Source organism: uncultured Phenylobacterium sp., from assembly GCF_902826855.1.
GTDB lineage: Bacteria > Pseudomonadota > Alphaproteobacteria > Caulobacterales > Caulobacteraceae > Phenylobacterium.
This window is the reverse complement of the sequence record NZ_CADEGK010000125.1, coordinates 1-13,841: the sequence shown is the minus strand read 5'-3', so window position 1 is coordinate 13,841 and position 13,841 is coordinate 1. Positions and strand designations below refer to the sequence as shown.

14 protein-coding genes are annotated in these 13,841 nt (G+C 69.3%); 8 read left to right on the top strand and 6 right to left on the bottom strand.

Translation table 11 applies throughout. From position 1 onward, the window contains the following. The 4 genes from QZV94_RS16390 to QZV94_RS16375 all read left to right on the top strand — a co-directional run. A partial coding sequence (locus QZV94_RS16390; protein WP_293679079.1) for an MFS transporter occupies nucleotides 1–1,411 on the top strand: 1,411 nt, incomplete at its 5' end. Between the two features lie 65 nt (nucleotides 1,412–1,476). Further along, nucleotides 1,477–2,544: a beta-N-acetylglucosaminidase domain-containing protein gene (locus QZV94_RS16385; protein WP_293679077.1), complete on the top strand. Its 1,068-nt coding sequence runs from the start codon at nucleotides 1,477–1,479 to the stop codon at nucleotides 2,542–2,544. Continuing rightward, nucleotides 2,541–3,491, top strand: coding sequence for an aspartyl protease family protein (locus QZV94_RS16380; RefSeq protein WP_293679075.1), 951 nt, complete (start codon nucleotides 2,541–2,543; stop codon nucleotides 3,489–3,491). The genes QZV94_RS16385 and QZV94_RS16380 overlap by 4 nt, the downstream gene beginning before the upstream one ends. A 57-nt stretch (nucleotides 3,492–3,548) precedes the next feature. After that, nucleotides 3,549–4,157 (top strand): DUF4142 domain-containing protein, encoded by a 609-nt coding sequence (locus QZV94_RS16375; protein ID WP_293679073.1) that lies wholly within the window; start codon nucleotides 3,549–3,551, stop codon nucleotides 4,155–4,157. A gap of 101 nt (nucleotides 4,158–4,258) precedes the next feature. On the opposite strand, the gene QZV94_RS16370 is transcribed toward QZV94_RS16375, so the two are convergent. Continuing rightward, nucleotides 4,259–4,681 carry a hypothetical protein gene (locus tag QZV94_RS16370; protein WP_293679071.1) on the bottom strand — a complete coding sequence of 141 codons (423 nt, stop codon included), beginning with the start codon at nucleotides 4,679–4,681 and terminating at the stop codon, nucleotides 4,259–4,261. 226 nt (nucleotides 4,682–4,907) lie between these two features. Next, nucleotides 4,908–6,650 carry an ATP-binding protein gene (locus QZV94_RS16365; protein ID WP_293679069.1) on the bottom strand — a complete coding sequence of 581 codons (1,743 nt, stop codon included), beginning with the start codon at nucleotides 6,648–6,650 and terminating at the stop codon, nucleotides 4,908–4,910. A gap of 153 nt (nucleotides 6,651–6,803) precedes the next feature. On the opposite strand from QZV94_RS16365, the gene QZV94_RS16360 reads away from it, so the two are divergent. Both QZV94_RS16360 and QZV94_RS16355 read left to right on the top strand, forming a co-directional pair. Continuing rightward, nucleotides 6,804–7,202, top strand: a complete 399-nt coding sequence (locus QZV94_RS16360; protein ID WP_293679067.1) for a hypothetical protein — start codon at nucleotides 6,804–6,806, stop codon at nucleotides 7,200–7,202. A 538-nt stretch (nucleotides 7,203–7,740) separates the two neighbouring features. Continuing rightward, the gene (locus QZV94_RS16355) at nucleotides 7,741–8,169 is read left to right on the top strand and encodes a response regulator (protein ID WP_293679065.1); all 429 of its coding nucleotides are present in this window, start codon (nucleotides 7,741–7,743) and stop codon (nucleotides 8,167–8,169) included. Here the strand turns inward: QZV94_RS16355 and QZV94_RS16350 are convergent. Beyond that, the gene (locus tag QZV94_RS16350) at nucleotides 8,166–9,494 is read right to left on the bottom strand and encodes a dicarboxylate/amino acid:cation symporter (RefSeq protein ID WP_293679063.1); all 1,329 of its coding nucleotides are present in this window, start codon (nucleotides 9,492–9,494) and stop codon (nucleotides 8,166–8,168) included. The genes QZV94_RS16355 and QZV94_RS16350 overlap by 4 nt on opposite strands. A 144-nt stretch (nucleotides 9,495–9,638) precedes the next feature. Between QZV94_RS16350 and QZV94_RS16345 the strand changes: the two genes are divergently transcribed. Together QZV94_RS16345 and QZV94_RS16340 are read left to right on the top strand one after the other, a co-directional pair. Then, a complete protein-coding gene (locus QZV94_RS16345) occupies nucleotides 9,639–10,883 on the top strand; it encodes a serine hydrolase (protein ID WP_293679061.1) in 1,245 nt (414 codons plus the stop codon). Nucleotides 10,884–10,888: 5 nt separating this feature from the next. Further along, a complete protein-coding gene (locus QZV94_RS16340; protein WP_293679059.1) occupies nucleotides 10,889–11,887 on the top strand; it encodes a hypothetical protein in 999 nt (332 codons plus the stop codon). A 3-nt stretch (nucleotides 11,888–11,890) separates the two neighbouring features. Here the strand turns inward: QZV94_RS16340 and QZV94_RS16335 are convergent, their stop codons facing one another. The 3 genes from QZV94_RS16335 to QZV94_RS16325 form a co-directional block, all read right to left on the bottom strand. Further along, nucleotides 11,891–12,487: a GDYXXLXY domain-containing protein gene (locus tag QZV94_RS16335; protein ID WP_293679057.1), complete on the bottom strand. Its 597-nt coding sequence runs from the start codon at nucleotides 12,485–12,487 to the stop codon at nucleotides 11,891–11,893. Beyond that, the gene (locus QZV94_RS16330; RefSeq protein ID WP_293679055.1) at nucleotides 12,484–13,548 is read right to left on the bottom strand and encodes a DUF2157 domain-containing protein; all 1,065 of its coding nucleotides are present in this window, start codon (nucleotides 13,546–13,548) and stop codon (nucleotides 12,484–12,486) included. Before QZV94_RS16330 ends, QZV94_RS16335 begins: the two co-directional genes overlap by 4 nt. Before the next feature lie 83 nt (nucleotides 13,549–13,631). Next, nucleotides 13,632–13,841, bottom strand: a 210-nt coding sequence (locus tag QZV94_RS16325) for a hypothetical protein (RefSeq protein WP_293679053.1), incomplete at its 5' end; no start/stop codon positions are given.

Here is a 13,841-nt window from a genome sequence, read left to right as displayed (position 1 = left end):
CTCGGATACAGGCGATCTTCACCTCAAACGCCACGCCACTTGGGGAATGCAGGTCAACTACTTCCTGCTGATCTTCTACAGCCAGGTGATCGGCCTCGACGCCCGACTGGTGGGCTTGGCCATCACCACGGCCCTGATTTTCGACGCCATCACCGACCCGATCATCGGCTATTGGTCGGACAATCTGCGCTCCCGATGGGGGCGGCGACACCCGTTCATGTACGCCGCGGCCGTCCCCGTCGCGGCCAGCTACTTCCTGCTGTGGAACCCGCCGATCGGCTGGCCCGAACAGTCGCTGTTTCTCTACGTCCTGGGGCTTTCGATCTTTATTCGCACCTTCATCAACTTCTACGAGACGCCCTCGTCGGCGCTCGCGGCGGAGCTCACCGACGACTACGACCAGCGCAGCTCGCTGTTGAGCTGGCGCTACTATTTCGGCTGGACCGGCGGCAACACCATGTCGGTCCTGATGTTCATGTTCCTGTTCCCCGCCTTCACCACCGCCACGATAACCAACGGTCAGTTCAACCGCGACGCCTACGAACTCTACGGCATCATCGCCTCGGGGCTCATCTTCTTGGGCATCATGGTGTCGGCCCTCGGCACCCACTCGCGCATCGTCCACCTGAAACCTGCGCCGCCCAAGCGGATCCTCACCCCGGCGGCGGTCTTCCGGGAGATACTCGAGACGATCTCCAACCGCTCCTTCGTTTCGCTGTTCGCGGCCGCCCTGCTGGGAGCTATCGCCACGGGGCTTTCGGCGGCGCTCGCCTTCTACTTCACCACCTACTTCTGGGGATTCACGCCGCAGCAGACCGGCTGGGTCACCATGAGCGTCTTCGTGTCGGCCATCATCGGCTCGAGCCTCGCGCCAATCGTGACCCGCACCATCGGCAAGAAGCGTGGGGCGATCATCATCGGGCTGATCGCTTTCCTTGGGTCACCCCTGCCGATCCTGTTGCGGGTGGCCGGCATCCTGCCTGGCAACGACGACCCCATGATCTTCTGGTTCGTGCTCACCACGACGATGATCGACGTCGGCCTGATCATCTGCTTCCAGATCCTGTCGTCGTCCATGCTCGCGGACCTCGTCGAACAGGCGGAGCTGAAGACGGGACGGCGTTCGGAAGGCCTGTTCTTCTCGGCGATCACCTTCGTTCGGATGACCGTCCAGGGCCTGGGGGTGATTACCGCGAGCTTCGTGCTCGCTGCGGCCGAGTTTCCCAAGGGCGCGGTCCAGGGCGAGGTGTCCAACGAAACCCTTCTGCGCCTTGGGGCCTACTACGCGCCCACCATCCTGGCGCTCTGGCTGGCGATGATCGCGGTGATGTCGACCTACAGGCTCACGCGTGCCGGCCACGAGGACAACCTGCGCCGACTGGCTGAAAGCAAGGCGGCGGCCGGCCGGTAGCGCCGACAAGCCGCACCCCTCACAAATCACACCGCTATCGCCGCCGCCTCGGCTATTGAGCGACAATGACTCCTGAACTCGGCATCATCGAGGGGTTCTTCGGTCGCCCCTACAGTTGGGACGAGCGGGCGGACATGGTCACCGCGCTCGCGCCGGCCGGCTACGGCTTCTACCTCTATGCGCCCAAGGCGGACGCCCATCTCCGCCGCGACTGGCGCGAGCCCTATCCGGACGCCGAGCTCGCCAAGCTGGCCGCCTTTGCAGACCATTGCGGCGCCGCGGGCGTTCGTTTCGGCGTGGGCCTCAGCCCCTACGAGCTGTTCCTGGGCTTCGACGCGCCCGCGAAAGCGGCCCTCGCCGCCAAGCTCGCCCAGCTGGACAGCCTGGGCCTCGTCGACCTCGGCGTCTTCTTCGACGACATGAAGGGCGACCTGCCGGAGCTGGCGGCCCGCCAGGTCGAGATCGTCGACTGGATTGCGGCGCGAACCGCCGCCCGGCGACTCATCGTCTGCCCCAGCTACTACACCGATGACCCGGTCCTCGACCGCGTGTTCGGTCAACGTCCGGCGGGCTACCTAGCCGACCTCGGCCGGGGCTTGGACCCCGCGATCCAGCTGATGTGGACGGGCGAGGAGGTCTGCGCGCGCGAGTTCTCCCCCGGACACCTGGCGCGGGTGGCCGAGGAGATGGGCCGCAAGCCGTTCCTCTGGGACAATTACCCGGTCAACGACGGGCCGCGCATGAGCCGCCACCTGCACCTGAGGGCCTTCACCGGCCGCCCCGCCGCCATCGGCCCGCACATCGCCGGCCACGCCGTCAACACCGCCTCCCAGGCGGTGCTGTCCCGCATCCCCGCGCTCACCCTGGCCGAGAGCTACAGGACGGGGACGGACTACGAGTACAACGCCGCCTTCCGGCGTGCGGCCGAGGCGGTGCTAGGCCCGGATCTGGCCGAGGCGGTCACGGGCAGCCTCCTATCGCTGGAGGACGCAGGTCTCGACGGCATGGACGCCGAGAGAAAGGCACGGCTGCGCCAGCGCTTCACCGGTTTCGACCACCCTGCCGCGCGCGAGATCGTGGGCTGGCTCGACGGCGCCTGGGACGCGGGGGCCGCGGAACTGCAGACCCAGTGACGGTCTCGCGCCGAGCCTTCATCTCCCGGGCCGTGCTGGCGGCGGCAGGCGGGGCGGCGCTGTTCGCGGTGCGCGACCGCCTCCCCTGGCCACCGCTGGACGTGCGCATCGCCAATGGCCGCGACACCCCCTGGCAGCGCCTGCCGCAGCGTCCCGGCCTGGTGGAGATCACCGTCTCCGTGAACGGCGCCCCGATCCGCGCAGTGGTCGATTCCGGGGCCCAGATCTCCGCCGTCGATGCAGGCCTCGCCGAGCGGCTCCGCCTACAGCGAATCCTGGCCGCCCCGCTCCTGGCCTACGGCGTCAGCGGCGGCCCGAGCCTGACCCACACGGTCCGCCTGAACCTGAGCGCGCCGGGTCTGGCGGTCCCGCGCCTGCGCGCCGCGGTCCTCGACCTTGCCGGCATCGCTGCCGCCAGCGGGCGCGACTTCCACCTGCTGATTGGCCGCGATGTCCTCTCCCGCCTGGTCGTCGAGGTCGACTTCCCCCTGCGTCGGGCCCGCTTCCTTCAGCCGGGCATCCATCGCCCCGCCCACGACGCCATCACCGTGCCTCTCGCCGGCGGAGCCCCGGCCGCCACTGTCCACATCGAAGCCGCCGCACCCATGGACCTGTTGGTCGACACCGGCGCCACCGGCTTCCTGGCGCTCTCCGAAGCCGCCGCGCGCCGAGCGGGCCTGACCGCGCCCGGACGTCCGGTCTCTCGCGGCCTCTCGGTCAGCCTGAGCGGGCTCAACCCGGAGCGTACGGTCCGCGCCCGGATCGTGCGAATGGGCGGCCTCACGCTTCGCGACGTGCCCGTGCAGATCTTCACCCCTGCCACCAACGCGCCGGCCGCCTCCGGGCTGATCGGCGCTGGGTTGTTGCAGCCGTTCCGGGTGGCGCTGGATCTGCCGGCCCGTCGCCTTCACCTGACCCCACCGGCGATCACGATCCTGCGATCATAGCGGGAACCAAGCTTCCGGGCGCGTGTTGCAGGGCGACCAAAACTCGGGAGAGCCAAGATGAAGCCCAACCTGCTGTTCGCCGCCGCCGCCGTGGCCGCCCTGTCGATGGCGGCGTGCCAGAAGCAGGCCACCGAGCCGAACCCCGCCGACCCAGGCACGACCAACACCGCCGTGAACGCAACTCAGGACGCCACCGGGGCCGCCGTGGGCGCAGCCTCGGCCGCCACGGCAGCCGCCACCAATTCGACCGACGCCTTCGTCACCGGCCTGGTGACCGGCAACATGTACGAGATCGCAGCTGGCGAGATCGCGGCGAAGAAGGGTCAGGCAGCCGGCGTAAAGGCCTTCGGCAAGATGATGATCGCCGACCACGGCGCCATGGGAAAGGAAGCCGAACCCGCCCTGAAAGCTTCCGGCAAGGCCATCCCGGTCGAACTCGACGAGCGTCGCAAGGGCATGATCGACAACCTGAACGCCGCGGGCGCTGCAGACTTCGACAACGTCTACCTGAGCCAGCAGGAAGCCGCTCACAACGAGACGCTCACCCTGCTCAAGGGCTATGCCGATGGCGGGGATGATGCAGGCCTGAAGGCCGTGGCTTCCGGCGCCATCCCCAAGGTGCAGGGCCACCTGGACAAGGTGCGCGAACTCCAGACGAAAAAGTAGTCGCTAGCGGGCCGCTCCTTTCCTGCGCGCGCTACCGCGGGAAAGGAGCCCTCCCTTCAGCGGGGCAGACGCGCTTCGCGCGAGGTGCGGCCGCGGACGTGCTAGCGCGCCTTGCGGTCCGCCGACAGGCCGATGCCAAGCGCCAGGCCAATGACGATCCCGACGCCGACCGCCGCGGCAGTCTCCACCTCCACCGCTGCGCCCAGTCTTTTGCGAATCGAGCGGTGATAGCTCGACGCGCGGATCGAGCGGGCCAGGGCGGAGGCCCGCCCGCGCGCGGCGTCGACGGCGCCGGAAAGCTTGGCCCGCGCGACGCCCAGCCTCGCCGCCAGCCGCTCGCGCGAACCCTCGTCAGGGTCGAAGCCCTCGTAGATATCGAAGTAGCCAGCCGGCTTGGGGGCGGGTCTGGACCGCGCCTGCTCGGCGGCAAGCCACACCGCGCCCATGCCGATCAGTACGATGGGCAGCGGATTGCGCTTCAGCCCTTCGGCGGCGGCCGCCAGCACCTTGTCGTTCGCGCTCATGAATTCGTCCTGCCTCGTCATCCCCATCTCGTCTCTCGACCCCCGCACCGCAAGGCCCGGCAACGCTAGCTCAAACGCATGAGGCGGCCAAATGGTGGCGAGAGACCAGAACCTGTATCGCTCAAAGCAGTCTAGGTCGCTGCGCGAAGCGTACGCGTCATGACGTTACCTCTGCCCTAACCCTGCACGCCGCCGCGCGGACGCGCCTCAGCCGTCTCTGCCCAGGCTATGCAGCCGCCTTCGCGCCCGCCGCAGTTTGGCGCCTGGTGGCGGTCACGATGGCTTCGATCAGCGCCTGGGGCAGGATCGGCTTGGTGGCGGAGGCGTCGAAGCCGTGGGCCAACAGGTCGGCGTCGACGCCCGGCATTGCGTCTGCCGTCAGGGCGACGACCGGCTGGTCGCGGGGCCCCGCCTCGCCGGCGCGAATCCGGCCGATGGCCTCGATTCCGCCCATCCGCGGCATGTGCACGTCCATCAGCACGACGTCGAAGCTGCCCGCCCGAAGCGCCTCCAGCGCCGCCGCCCCGTCGTCCGCGGCGGTGACCTGGCCTCCGAGCGCTTCGACAATGGATTGGGCCACCGCTTGGTTGATCGCGTTGTCGTCGGCCACCAGCACGCGCAGGCCATTCAGGTCGAACACGCCGTCCAGCGCAGCATCGGCCGCGGGCGCCTCGGCCAGGGGCAGGGCGAGGGTGAAGCGGAAGGTCGAACCCACGCCCGGCGCGCTCTCGGCGGTGATCTCGCCACCCATCAGGGTGGCGAATTGCCGGCAGATCGACAGTCCCAGCCCGGTGCCGCCGTACTGCCGCGCGGTGGCCGCCTCGGCCTGGGCGAAAGGTTCGAACACCCGCGCCTTCTGCTCAGGGGTCATGCCGATGCCGGTGTCCTTCACCGCGAACGCGACGGTCGCGACGTCTCCCACGGTGCACACACCGCTGAGGGACAGGCGCACGGAGCCGTCCGGGGTGAACTTCAAGGCGTTGGAGACCAGGTTGGTCAGGATCTGCCGCAGCCGCGTCGGGTCGCCTGTCACGTAGCGCGGGACCGTTGGCGCGACCTCCAGCGCCAGGTCGATGCCCTTGTCCTTCGCCGCCTGCATCCACAGTCGCACCGTCTCCGCGGCCACCTCGTGCAGGTCGAAGGGCGCGGCCTCCAGCTCAAGTTTCCCGGCCTCGATCTTCGACAGGTCGAGGAGGTCGTTGAGGATGGTCATCAGCCCCTCGCCCGATTTGACCAGCATGTCGACCTGCCCCCGCTGGCGTACGCCCAGCCTCCCCTCGTTCAGGGCCCGCGCCATGCCCAGGACACCGTTCATAGGCGTGCGCAGCTCATGGCTGATCAGCGCCAGGAACGCCGACTTAGCCGCGTTCGCGGCCTCCGCGCGTGCCGTCTGCGCCTCAAGCGCCGCCTGCGTCTCGTGCAGCGTGCGCGCGTGGATCACGTTCTCCCGCGTGTCGTTGGCCAGATAGGCCAGCGCCAGGGCGACGCTGAGCGCCACGTTGAACAATTGCGCCCCCTCGAAGCCCCCCATCACCGCCGGAAGCGTCACCAGTGCAACGGCCGGCACCGCCCCAAAGGCCAGTGAGGAGATCCAGGACTTGAACGAGAGGTTCTGGGCGATGATCAACAGCGAGCAAAGCTGCACAAGCGCCACCACCTGGCCCGCGAAGCCTCCGACGCGCCAGTAGATGACCGCGCTGATGGTCCACAAGACGCTGGTCAGGACCGTACTGGCCAACCGCAAGGCCGTACGCCCGCGCGCATCGGCGATCGTATCCGGCCGACTGACGAAGTAGGCCAGGGCGTCCGCGACGATCATGCAGGCGAAAAGGATCGCGCCCGCGCCCCAGCCGAAAGCGGCTCCGAAGCCGAGCGCGCCGACGACAGAGATCGCCATCCGAATGGGCCAATTGCGCACGTTGTCGCGCGCCTGTGCGTCGAGCCCCTCGCTGATCGTCTGCCCGGCCATACGACAAACCACCCCCAACCCGGGTGTCATATTGGCGCAGAGGGTCCTGCCATCACGTTAACCGCAGAACGTTGATCTTTCCTGACCGTCGCGCTTGTTCAGCGGCGGTTCAGGCGACGCTCGGCTAATTCGGCGACATCCTCAGGAGGCGACATGCGCAAGTTCCTCACCACCGCCCTGGCCGTGATCACCTTCGGCGGCGCTGTCGCCGCCACCGCCGCGCCGGCTGAGGCGCGCGACTATCGCCGCGGTCACTACAGCCATCACCACCGCGGCGGCTCGAACGACGTCGCTGTGGCCGCTGCGGCCGGCATCGCCGGTCTGGCTCTGGGCGCCGCGCTGTCCAACGGCGGAAGCCGCGGCTCACGCGGTTACTCGTCGGGCTACTACTCGAACGGTTACGCCTACGACCCGCGCTACGACGGCTACGCCGGCGACTACTATGGCCGCGGCGGCTACGAGCGCACGGAGCGCATCTGCATCAGCCGCGAACGCGTCTGGGACCCCTACATCGGTCGCCACGTGCGGATCGAGCGGCGCTATCCCTGCTGACGGCGAGCCGTTGGCGACCGTAGCGGGCTGAGACGCGACGCTGCAAGGCCGCGCCTAGGGGCTTGACGAGCGATAATCCAGTATTTACTAAACACATCAGAACTGGACACCGAGACCTCGCCACCTGGATCCGACACCCGCGGCCGCCCCAGCCCGGGCTCGGCCGGCGCCTTACCCCTCCCCCCTGAGGCGTCGGGGATCCGGGTGGCGAGCCCTATCCTGGAAGCCGCTATGCAGACCCGATACGTCATACGCTGGTCACGGCTGACCGAGACGGCGGCGCTCGCCGCCTCCGCCCTGGGCCTCCTCCTGGTGCTTGCCGGCCTGCTCTGACCGGTCTCCGTCTCGCAGCCTCCCGGCGATCCGGCATGGAAGGTTCGACGTCTCCAGACGGCCCTCTGCGCCTCGCCGCTGCAGTCGTGCGAATCGCTCCGGTTAAGCCGGATTCAGCATTTCTGTTTCCGTTACCTTAAATCCCGCGGCTCACTTTGCGGATCCTAGGGCGCATTCCCCCGGCGCCTCCCGCTGGAGCCAACCCGTGTCGCACAACCCGGGCTTGGACGGCAGGCCGCTGAAGGTCCTGCACGTCGACGACGATCCGATGAACCTGCGCGTGGTGCAGGAGATCCTGGGCGCCTTTGGCCACCAGGCGGTCGCGGCCTGCTGCGGCCGCGACGCCCTCGACCGCCTTTCCGTCGAACCCTTCGACATCGTGCTGCTCGACATCCACATGCCCGGCATGACCGGCGTCGAGGTGATCGCCGAGCTTCGCGCCTCGACGACACCACAGGCGCGGATCCCGGTCATCGCGCTGACCGCCGATGTCTATTCGCGACGGCCCGCGGAGTACATCGCGCTGGGCTTCAACGACTTCGTCGCCAAGCCGATCCTGGTCTCCGGCCTGATGGCCTCGATCCGCCGCCTCACCGCCGCCACCGCCCCCGCCGCGTTCAGCCGCGCCAGCTAGTCCGCGTCCGCCTCTATCGGGGGCGCCAGCACCGGCGGCGGCTCCCCGTCGAGCGCCGCAGCCAGCTTGCTGCGATCCAGCGCGCCCTCCCAGTGCGAAACCACCAGTGTCGCCACGGCATTGCCGATGAAGTTGGTCAGCGCCCGGCACTCGCTCATGAACCGGTCGACGCCGAGGATCAGCGCCATGCCGGCCAGCGGCACGCTGGGCACGACCGTCAGCGTGGCGGCCAGGGTGATGAATCCGGCGCCCGTCACGCCGGCCGCACCCTTTGAGCTCAGCATGGCGACCGCCAGCAGCAGGAGTTGCTCGCCCAGCGTGAGCTCGATGCCCAGCGCCTGGGCGATGAACAGCGCCGCTAGCGTCATGTAGATGTTGGTGCCGTCCAGGTTGAAGGAATAGCCGGTGGGCACCACCAGCCCGACCACAGCCTTCGCCGCGCCGGCCCGCTCCAGCTTCTGCATCAGGCTGGGCAGCGCCGCCTCCGACGAGGACGTGCCAAGCACCAGCCACAGTTCTTCCTTCAGGTAGCGCAACAGCTTGAAGATCGAGAAGCCCGTGAGCCGCGCGATTATCCCCAGCACCACCACCACGAACAGCGCCGAGGTGGCGTAGAACGTCCCCACCAGGGCCAGCAGGCTGAGCACGGAATCGATCCCGTACTTGCCGATGGTGAAGGCGAAGGCCCCCAGGGCCCCGATCGGGGCGGCCCGCATGAAGATTCCGACCAGCTTGAAGAACGCCTCGGCCAGCGCGTTCAACACCGCCAGCGCGGGCTCGCCACGCTCGCCGATCATCGCCAGCGCGATGCCGAAGGGAATCGCGAAGAACAGCACCTGCAGGATGTTGCCGTCGACGAAAGCGCCCGCCACCGACGACGGGATCACCTCCATCAGGAACCCCACGACGCTCAGGTCGTGCGACTTGGCGGCGTAACCCTGCACCGCCGCGGCGTCGAGCGTGGCCGGGTCGACGTCCATCGCCGCGCCCGGCTGCACCACATTGGCGACGATCAGCCCCACCACCAGGGCGAAGGACGACACGGTGAAGAAGTAGGCGAACGCCTTCAGCGCCACGCCCCCCACCTTGCCCAGGTCGCGCATGCCGGCGATGCCGGTGACGATGGTCAGGAAGATCACCGGGGCGATGATCATCTTCACCAGCTTGATGAAGGCGTCGCCCAGCGGCTTCATCGCCTCGCCGGTGGCCGGATAGAAGTGCCCGATCAGCCCGCCGACCAGGATCGCGGCCAGCACCTGGACGTAGAGTTGCGCCCAAAGCGGTGTCTTCGCGGGCGTCCCCGCCACCGTCACCGTCCCTGCCACGCGCGACTCCCCCCGCCGTACCGTCGGCGCTGAACCTACGCCAGCGGGGGCCAGCGAAACATCCCTGCAAAACGGCTGGCCGAACTTCGCCCTGAGGTGGATGCTGGCGCGAGAGTCCGAACGGACCCGCGTGGGGAGGATGAGATGCTCGACCGCCGTACGCTGCTGCTCTCGGGAATCGCAGGCGCGACGTTCGCGGGTCTGCCGGCCTGGGCCAGGCTCGCCGTGCAGCCGCCGGCCTCGGCCGGCTTCACGGCCGCCGGCGTGGCCGACGTCAACGCCAGGATGCACGCGCTGGTCGACAGCCAGAAGCTCGCCGGCGTGGTCACCCTGCTCGCCCGCCACGGCAAGGTCGTGAGCCTGGACGCCTACGGCAAGCAGGACGTGTCCGGCCCCGCGCCCATGACGGCCGACTCGATCTTCTGGATCGCCTCCATGACCAAGCCGGTCGTGGGCGTGGCGATGATGCAGCTGTACGAGCGTGGGAAGTGGAAGCTGACCGATCCGGTTGCGAAGTTCATCCCCGAGTTCGCCGGGCTGAAGGTGAAGGCGGCCGACGGAGCGCTGGTCGACCAGGCCCAGCCGATGACCATGGCCCAGTTGATGAGCCACACCGCCGGCTTCGGCGTGAGCGCGGTCTACAACGCCGCCAACCTGCGCGAGAGCGACCTCCAGGGGATGATCGACAAGCTGGCCAAGCTGCCGCTGGTCAGCCAGCCGGGCACGGACTGGGCTTATGGCCCTTGCGTGGATATCCAGGGCTATGTGGTTGAGAAGCTGTCGGGAATGGACCTGGCGGACTACTGCCAGAAGCACATCTTCGACCCGCTGAAGATGCCCGACACCCAGTTCTGGGTAGACCCGTCCAAGGACGCGCGGCTGGTCCGCCTCCACACCTACGCGCAGGGCAAGATCGTCCCGGCCGCCGAGAGGTGGATTCAATCGTCCAAGCCGCGCTTCCTGTCTGGCTCCGGCGGCCTTGCCTCCACCGCCCCGGACTACTTCCGCTTCTGCCAGGCGCTGCTCCAGGGCGGCCAGCTTGACGGCGCCCGCCTCCTCAAGCCCGACACCGTTAAGCTGATGCGCAAGTCGGTGCTCCAGCCCGGGGTCGGATTCGACCTCCTCGGCCGGGTGGAAAAGGGCATGGGCTTCGGCCTGGACTTCGCCGTCTACGAACGCCCCGCCGAGGCCGGCGCGCCGCATGGCCGGGACACCTTCTGGTGGGGCGGCGCCTTCGGCACCTGGTTCTGGATCGACCCGACCAACGATATCGTCTTCGTGGGCATGATCCAGAACCTGAACGGCTTCATCCCCGGCGCCGGAACCCCGCCGGTCCGCAGCATCTCCGCCGAGGCCGTCTACGCCGCCCTATCCGACAAGAAGGCCTGAGCCCGATGCCCCTCCTAGCCCTGCTCGCCGCCGCCGCCATCGCCGCGTCCCCCGCAAGCTACAAGGCGCCCCGGAACGCCTTCGGCCAGCCCGACCTGGAAGGGGTCTGGACGAACTCTTCCCTGACCAGCCTGGAGCGCTCGGCGCAGTTCAAGACGCTGACCATCCCGGAGAGCGAAGCTTCGCGCATCGAGCAGATGCGCGCCCGCGGCGTCGAGGCCGCCAACCGCCCGTCCGACCCCAACGCCCCGCCCCCGCCCAGCGCCAACGACCCCGGCGGTTACAACCAGTCGTGGATCGACTCGGGCACGCGGATGGGCCGCATCGCGGGTGAGATCCGCACCTCCTGGCTGGTGGATCCGGCCGACGGCAAACTGCCCTACAGCCCCGAGGGCCGGAGACTGCTCGAGACCAGCCTGAACGAGGTCCGCACCAACTTCGACGGCCCGGAAGGCCGCCCGACGGGAGAGCGCTGCATCATCGGCTACGGCTCAACCGCCGGCCCGCCGATGCTGAATGTGCTCTACAACAACAACTACCAGTTCCAGCAGACCCGCGACGCCGTCGTCATCGTAGTGGAGATGAACCACGACGCCCGCGTCATCCGCCTTGCCGATAAGACCCGCTCCGGCCTGCGCCCGTGGATGGGCGAAAGCATCGGCCGGTGGGAGGGCGACACCCTGGTGGTGGAGACCACGGGCTTCAATCCCGGCGACAGCCTGCGCCCCTACTTCAACGCCACCATCTTCCTGTCGCCCGACGCCAAGGTGACCGAGCGGTTCACGCGGATCGCCAAGGACCAGATCCTCTACGAATTCAGCGTCGACGACCCCAAGGTGTTCACCCGGCCCTGGCGCGCCCAGATGGCGATGAACGCCTCACGGGGCCCGGTCTACGAATACGCCTGCCACGAAGGCAACTACGCCCTGCCGGGCATCCTGGCCGGCGCCCGCAGGACGGAACGGGACGGCGGCAAGGTCGAGGCGGTCGACCTGGCGGAATAGGGCTCAGAACCAATCGAGATCGACCCGCCTGCCGTTCACGATCAGGCCCTTGAGCCGCGGCGTTCCATCCGACGCCACCGAGAACACCGCGTGGGCCTCGGCGCGCCGCAGCAGATCGCGTTCCATCGCCTCGGCCTGCGCCTGGTCGATGTGAAGCCGGTCGACCCCCAGGTCCAGGGTCGTGCGCGTTGGCTCGGCCTGCGCCGCCCCGGCGTCCGGCGGCGACACGACCGGCGCGACACAAGTCAGCCGCCCACGCACCGTCACCTCCCCCAGCTTGGCGGCTTCGGACCGGCGCTCTGCGACACCGGCGGGCGCATGGCGCGTCCCCTCGCGCCGCAGGGCGACCCAGGTCGTCTTGCCCCGTGGCCACGACTGGTCCGCACCGGGCGGACAGGCCGTCCCGGGCGGCGCTTCGTGCACGATCTGGAAGCGGATGTAGTGCCCCGTCAGCAGTTCGCGCGGATCGTAGCCGGTGATCGCCAGCGCGACCTCCTGGCCGCGCGCACGGGCTGTTCCCTCGCGCACGACGAGGCCCGTCAGCGCGAGCGCCAGGACGGCCGCCACCGCCGTGATCCGAAGCGGCGCCTCGAACCTCATGCCGCCCTCCGCCGCCGTTGCATCACCGCCGAGACCACCAGGGCAACGAGCGCGCTCGCGCCGAAGATCGCCGCCGAGGTCAGCAGGCCGACCCCCAGGTCGAACAGCAGGCGGGCCGCGCTGGCGATCAGCGCCAGGACCCCGAGCGCCGTGACGCCACGATGGCGATCGTGCCGCCCAAGCGCCACCACGCCCGCCGACAGCGCCAGGCAGGCGATGCTATGCCCCGCGCCGGTCAGCAGCCTGCCCGACCCCACGGCCGCGAACGCGAGCATCGCGCCCCAGGCCCACCATCCGTAGAGGATGCCGGCCGGAGCCTGCGACCTCTGCCACAGCCAGCGGGCGCCGGCCGCGAGCAGGATGAAGAAGACCGTGAACAGCCAGGGCACGGCCTCCGGCATGGTCGGCAGCAGCATCGCCACGCTGACCGCGCCGATGCCCACCGCCGGGGCGGCGACGTGCGCCAGGGGCTGGGACGACCAGCGGAGGGCCAGCCAGGCGCCCAGCGGCGCTGCATAGGCCGTCCAGCCAGGCCAGCTGGGGGCGTTGTCGAACACGCGGCCGGCGGCGATATCCCCTGCCGCGAGGAAGACCAACGACACCGCGGCGGTCCAGGGCGACCCAGCGGCCAGCGCCAGCAACCCGGCTCCGAGACCCGCGCCCCCCAGCGCGGCCTGCGGCGATCCGGCGATATCGAAAATCTGGCCGGTGAGGCCGATCGCGGCGGCGAAGACCATGGCCGCCACGCAGAGCAGCACCTGGCTTGCGACAGGCCGCTCCCGCCCGGCCGCCCACGCCGCGGCGCCCGCGGTCGCCAGGAACGCGGCCAGGATCATCGCGAAGCGCGCGATCCGCGGGATCCCTGACCAGTTGGCCGCGACGAAGGCTATGACCGCGATCCCGGCCAGGAGGCCACCGATCACCGCCAGGGCCGTCGCGGCGTCCAGCCGCCGGGCCTCGCCCACCGAGTCCAGAATGGTCTCGCGGCTTTCCGCTGGCACGAGTCCGCCGGCGATCCAGCCGTCGAGGTCCCGCGTCAGCCGTTCCCGGTAGCTCGCCATCCGCCCCCCGTACCCGCAGACTGGCTCAGCCTGATCCGGACCGCAATCGGCGACCGGACGCGCGAGGGGGCGGCGCGGCCCGGCTAGTCCTTCTTGCCCTGGCCCTCGCCGCCGCGCTTGCCCTCGCCTCCGCGCTTGCCTTTGTCGTCGGGTTTGCCGCCGCCATGCGGCTTGTCGTGAGCCTCGGCCGCCGGCGGTCCGGCGGCTTGGACGGGGCGCGCAGGCTTTTCGCGGGCCGCAGCCTGGCGGGCGGCCTGTGCAGCGGCGCGCGCCTGTTGCTGAACCGCCCTGGC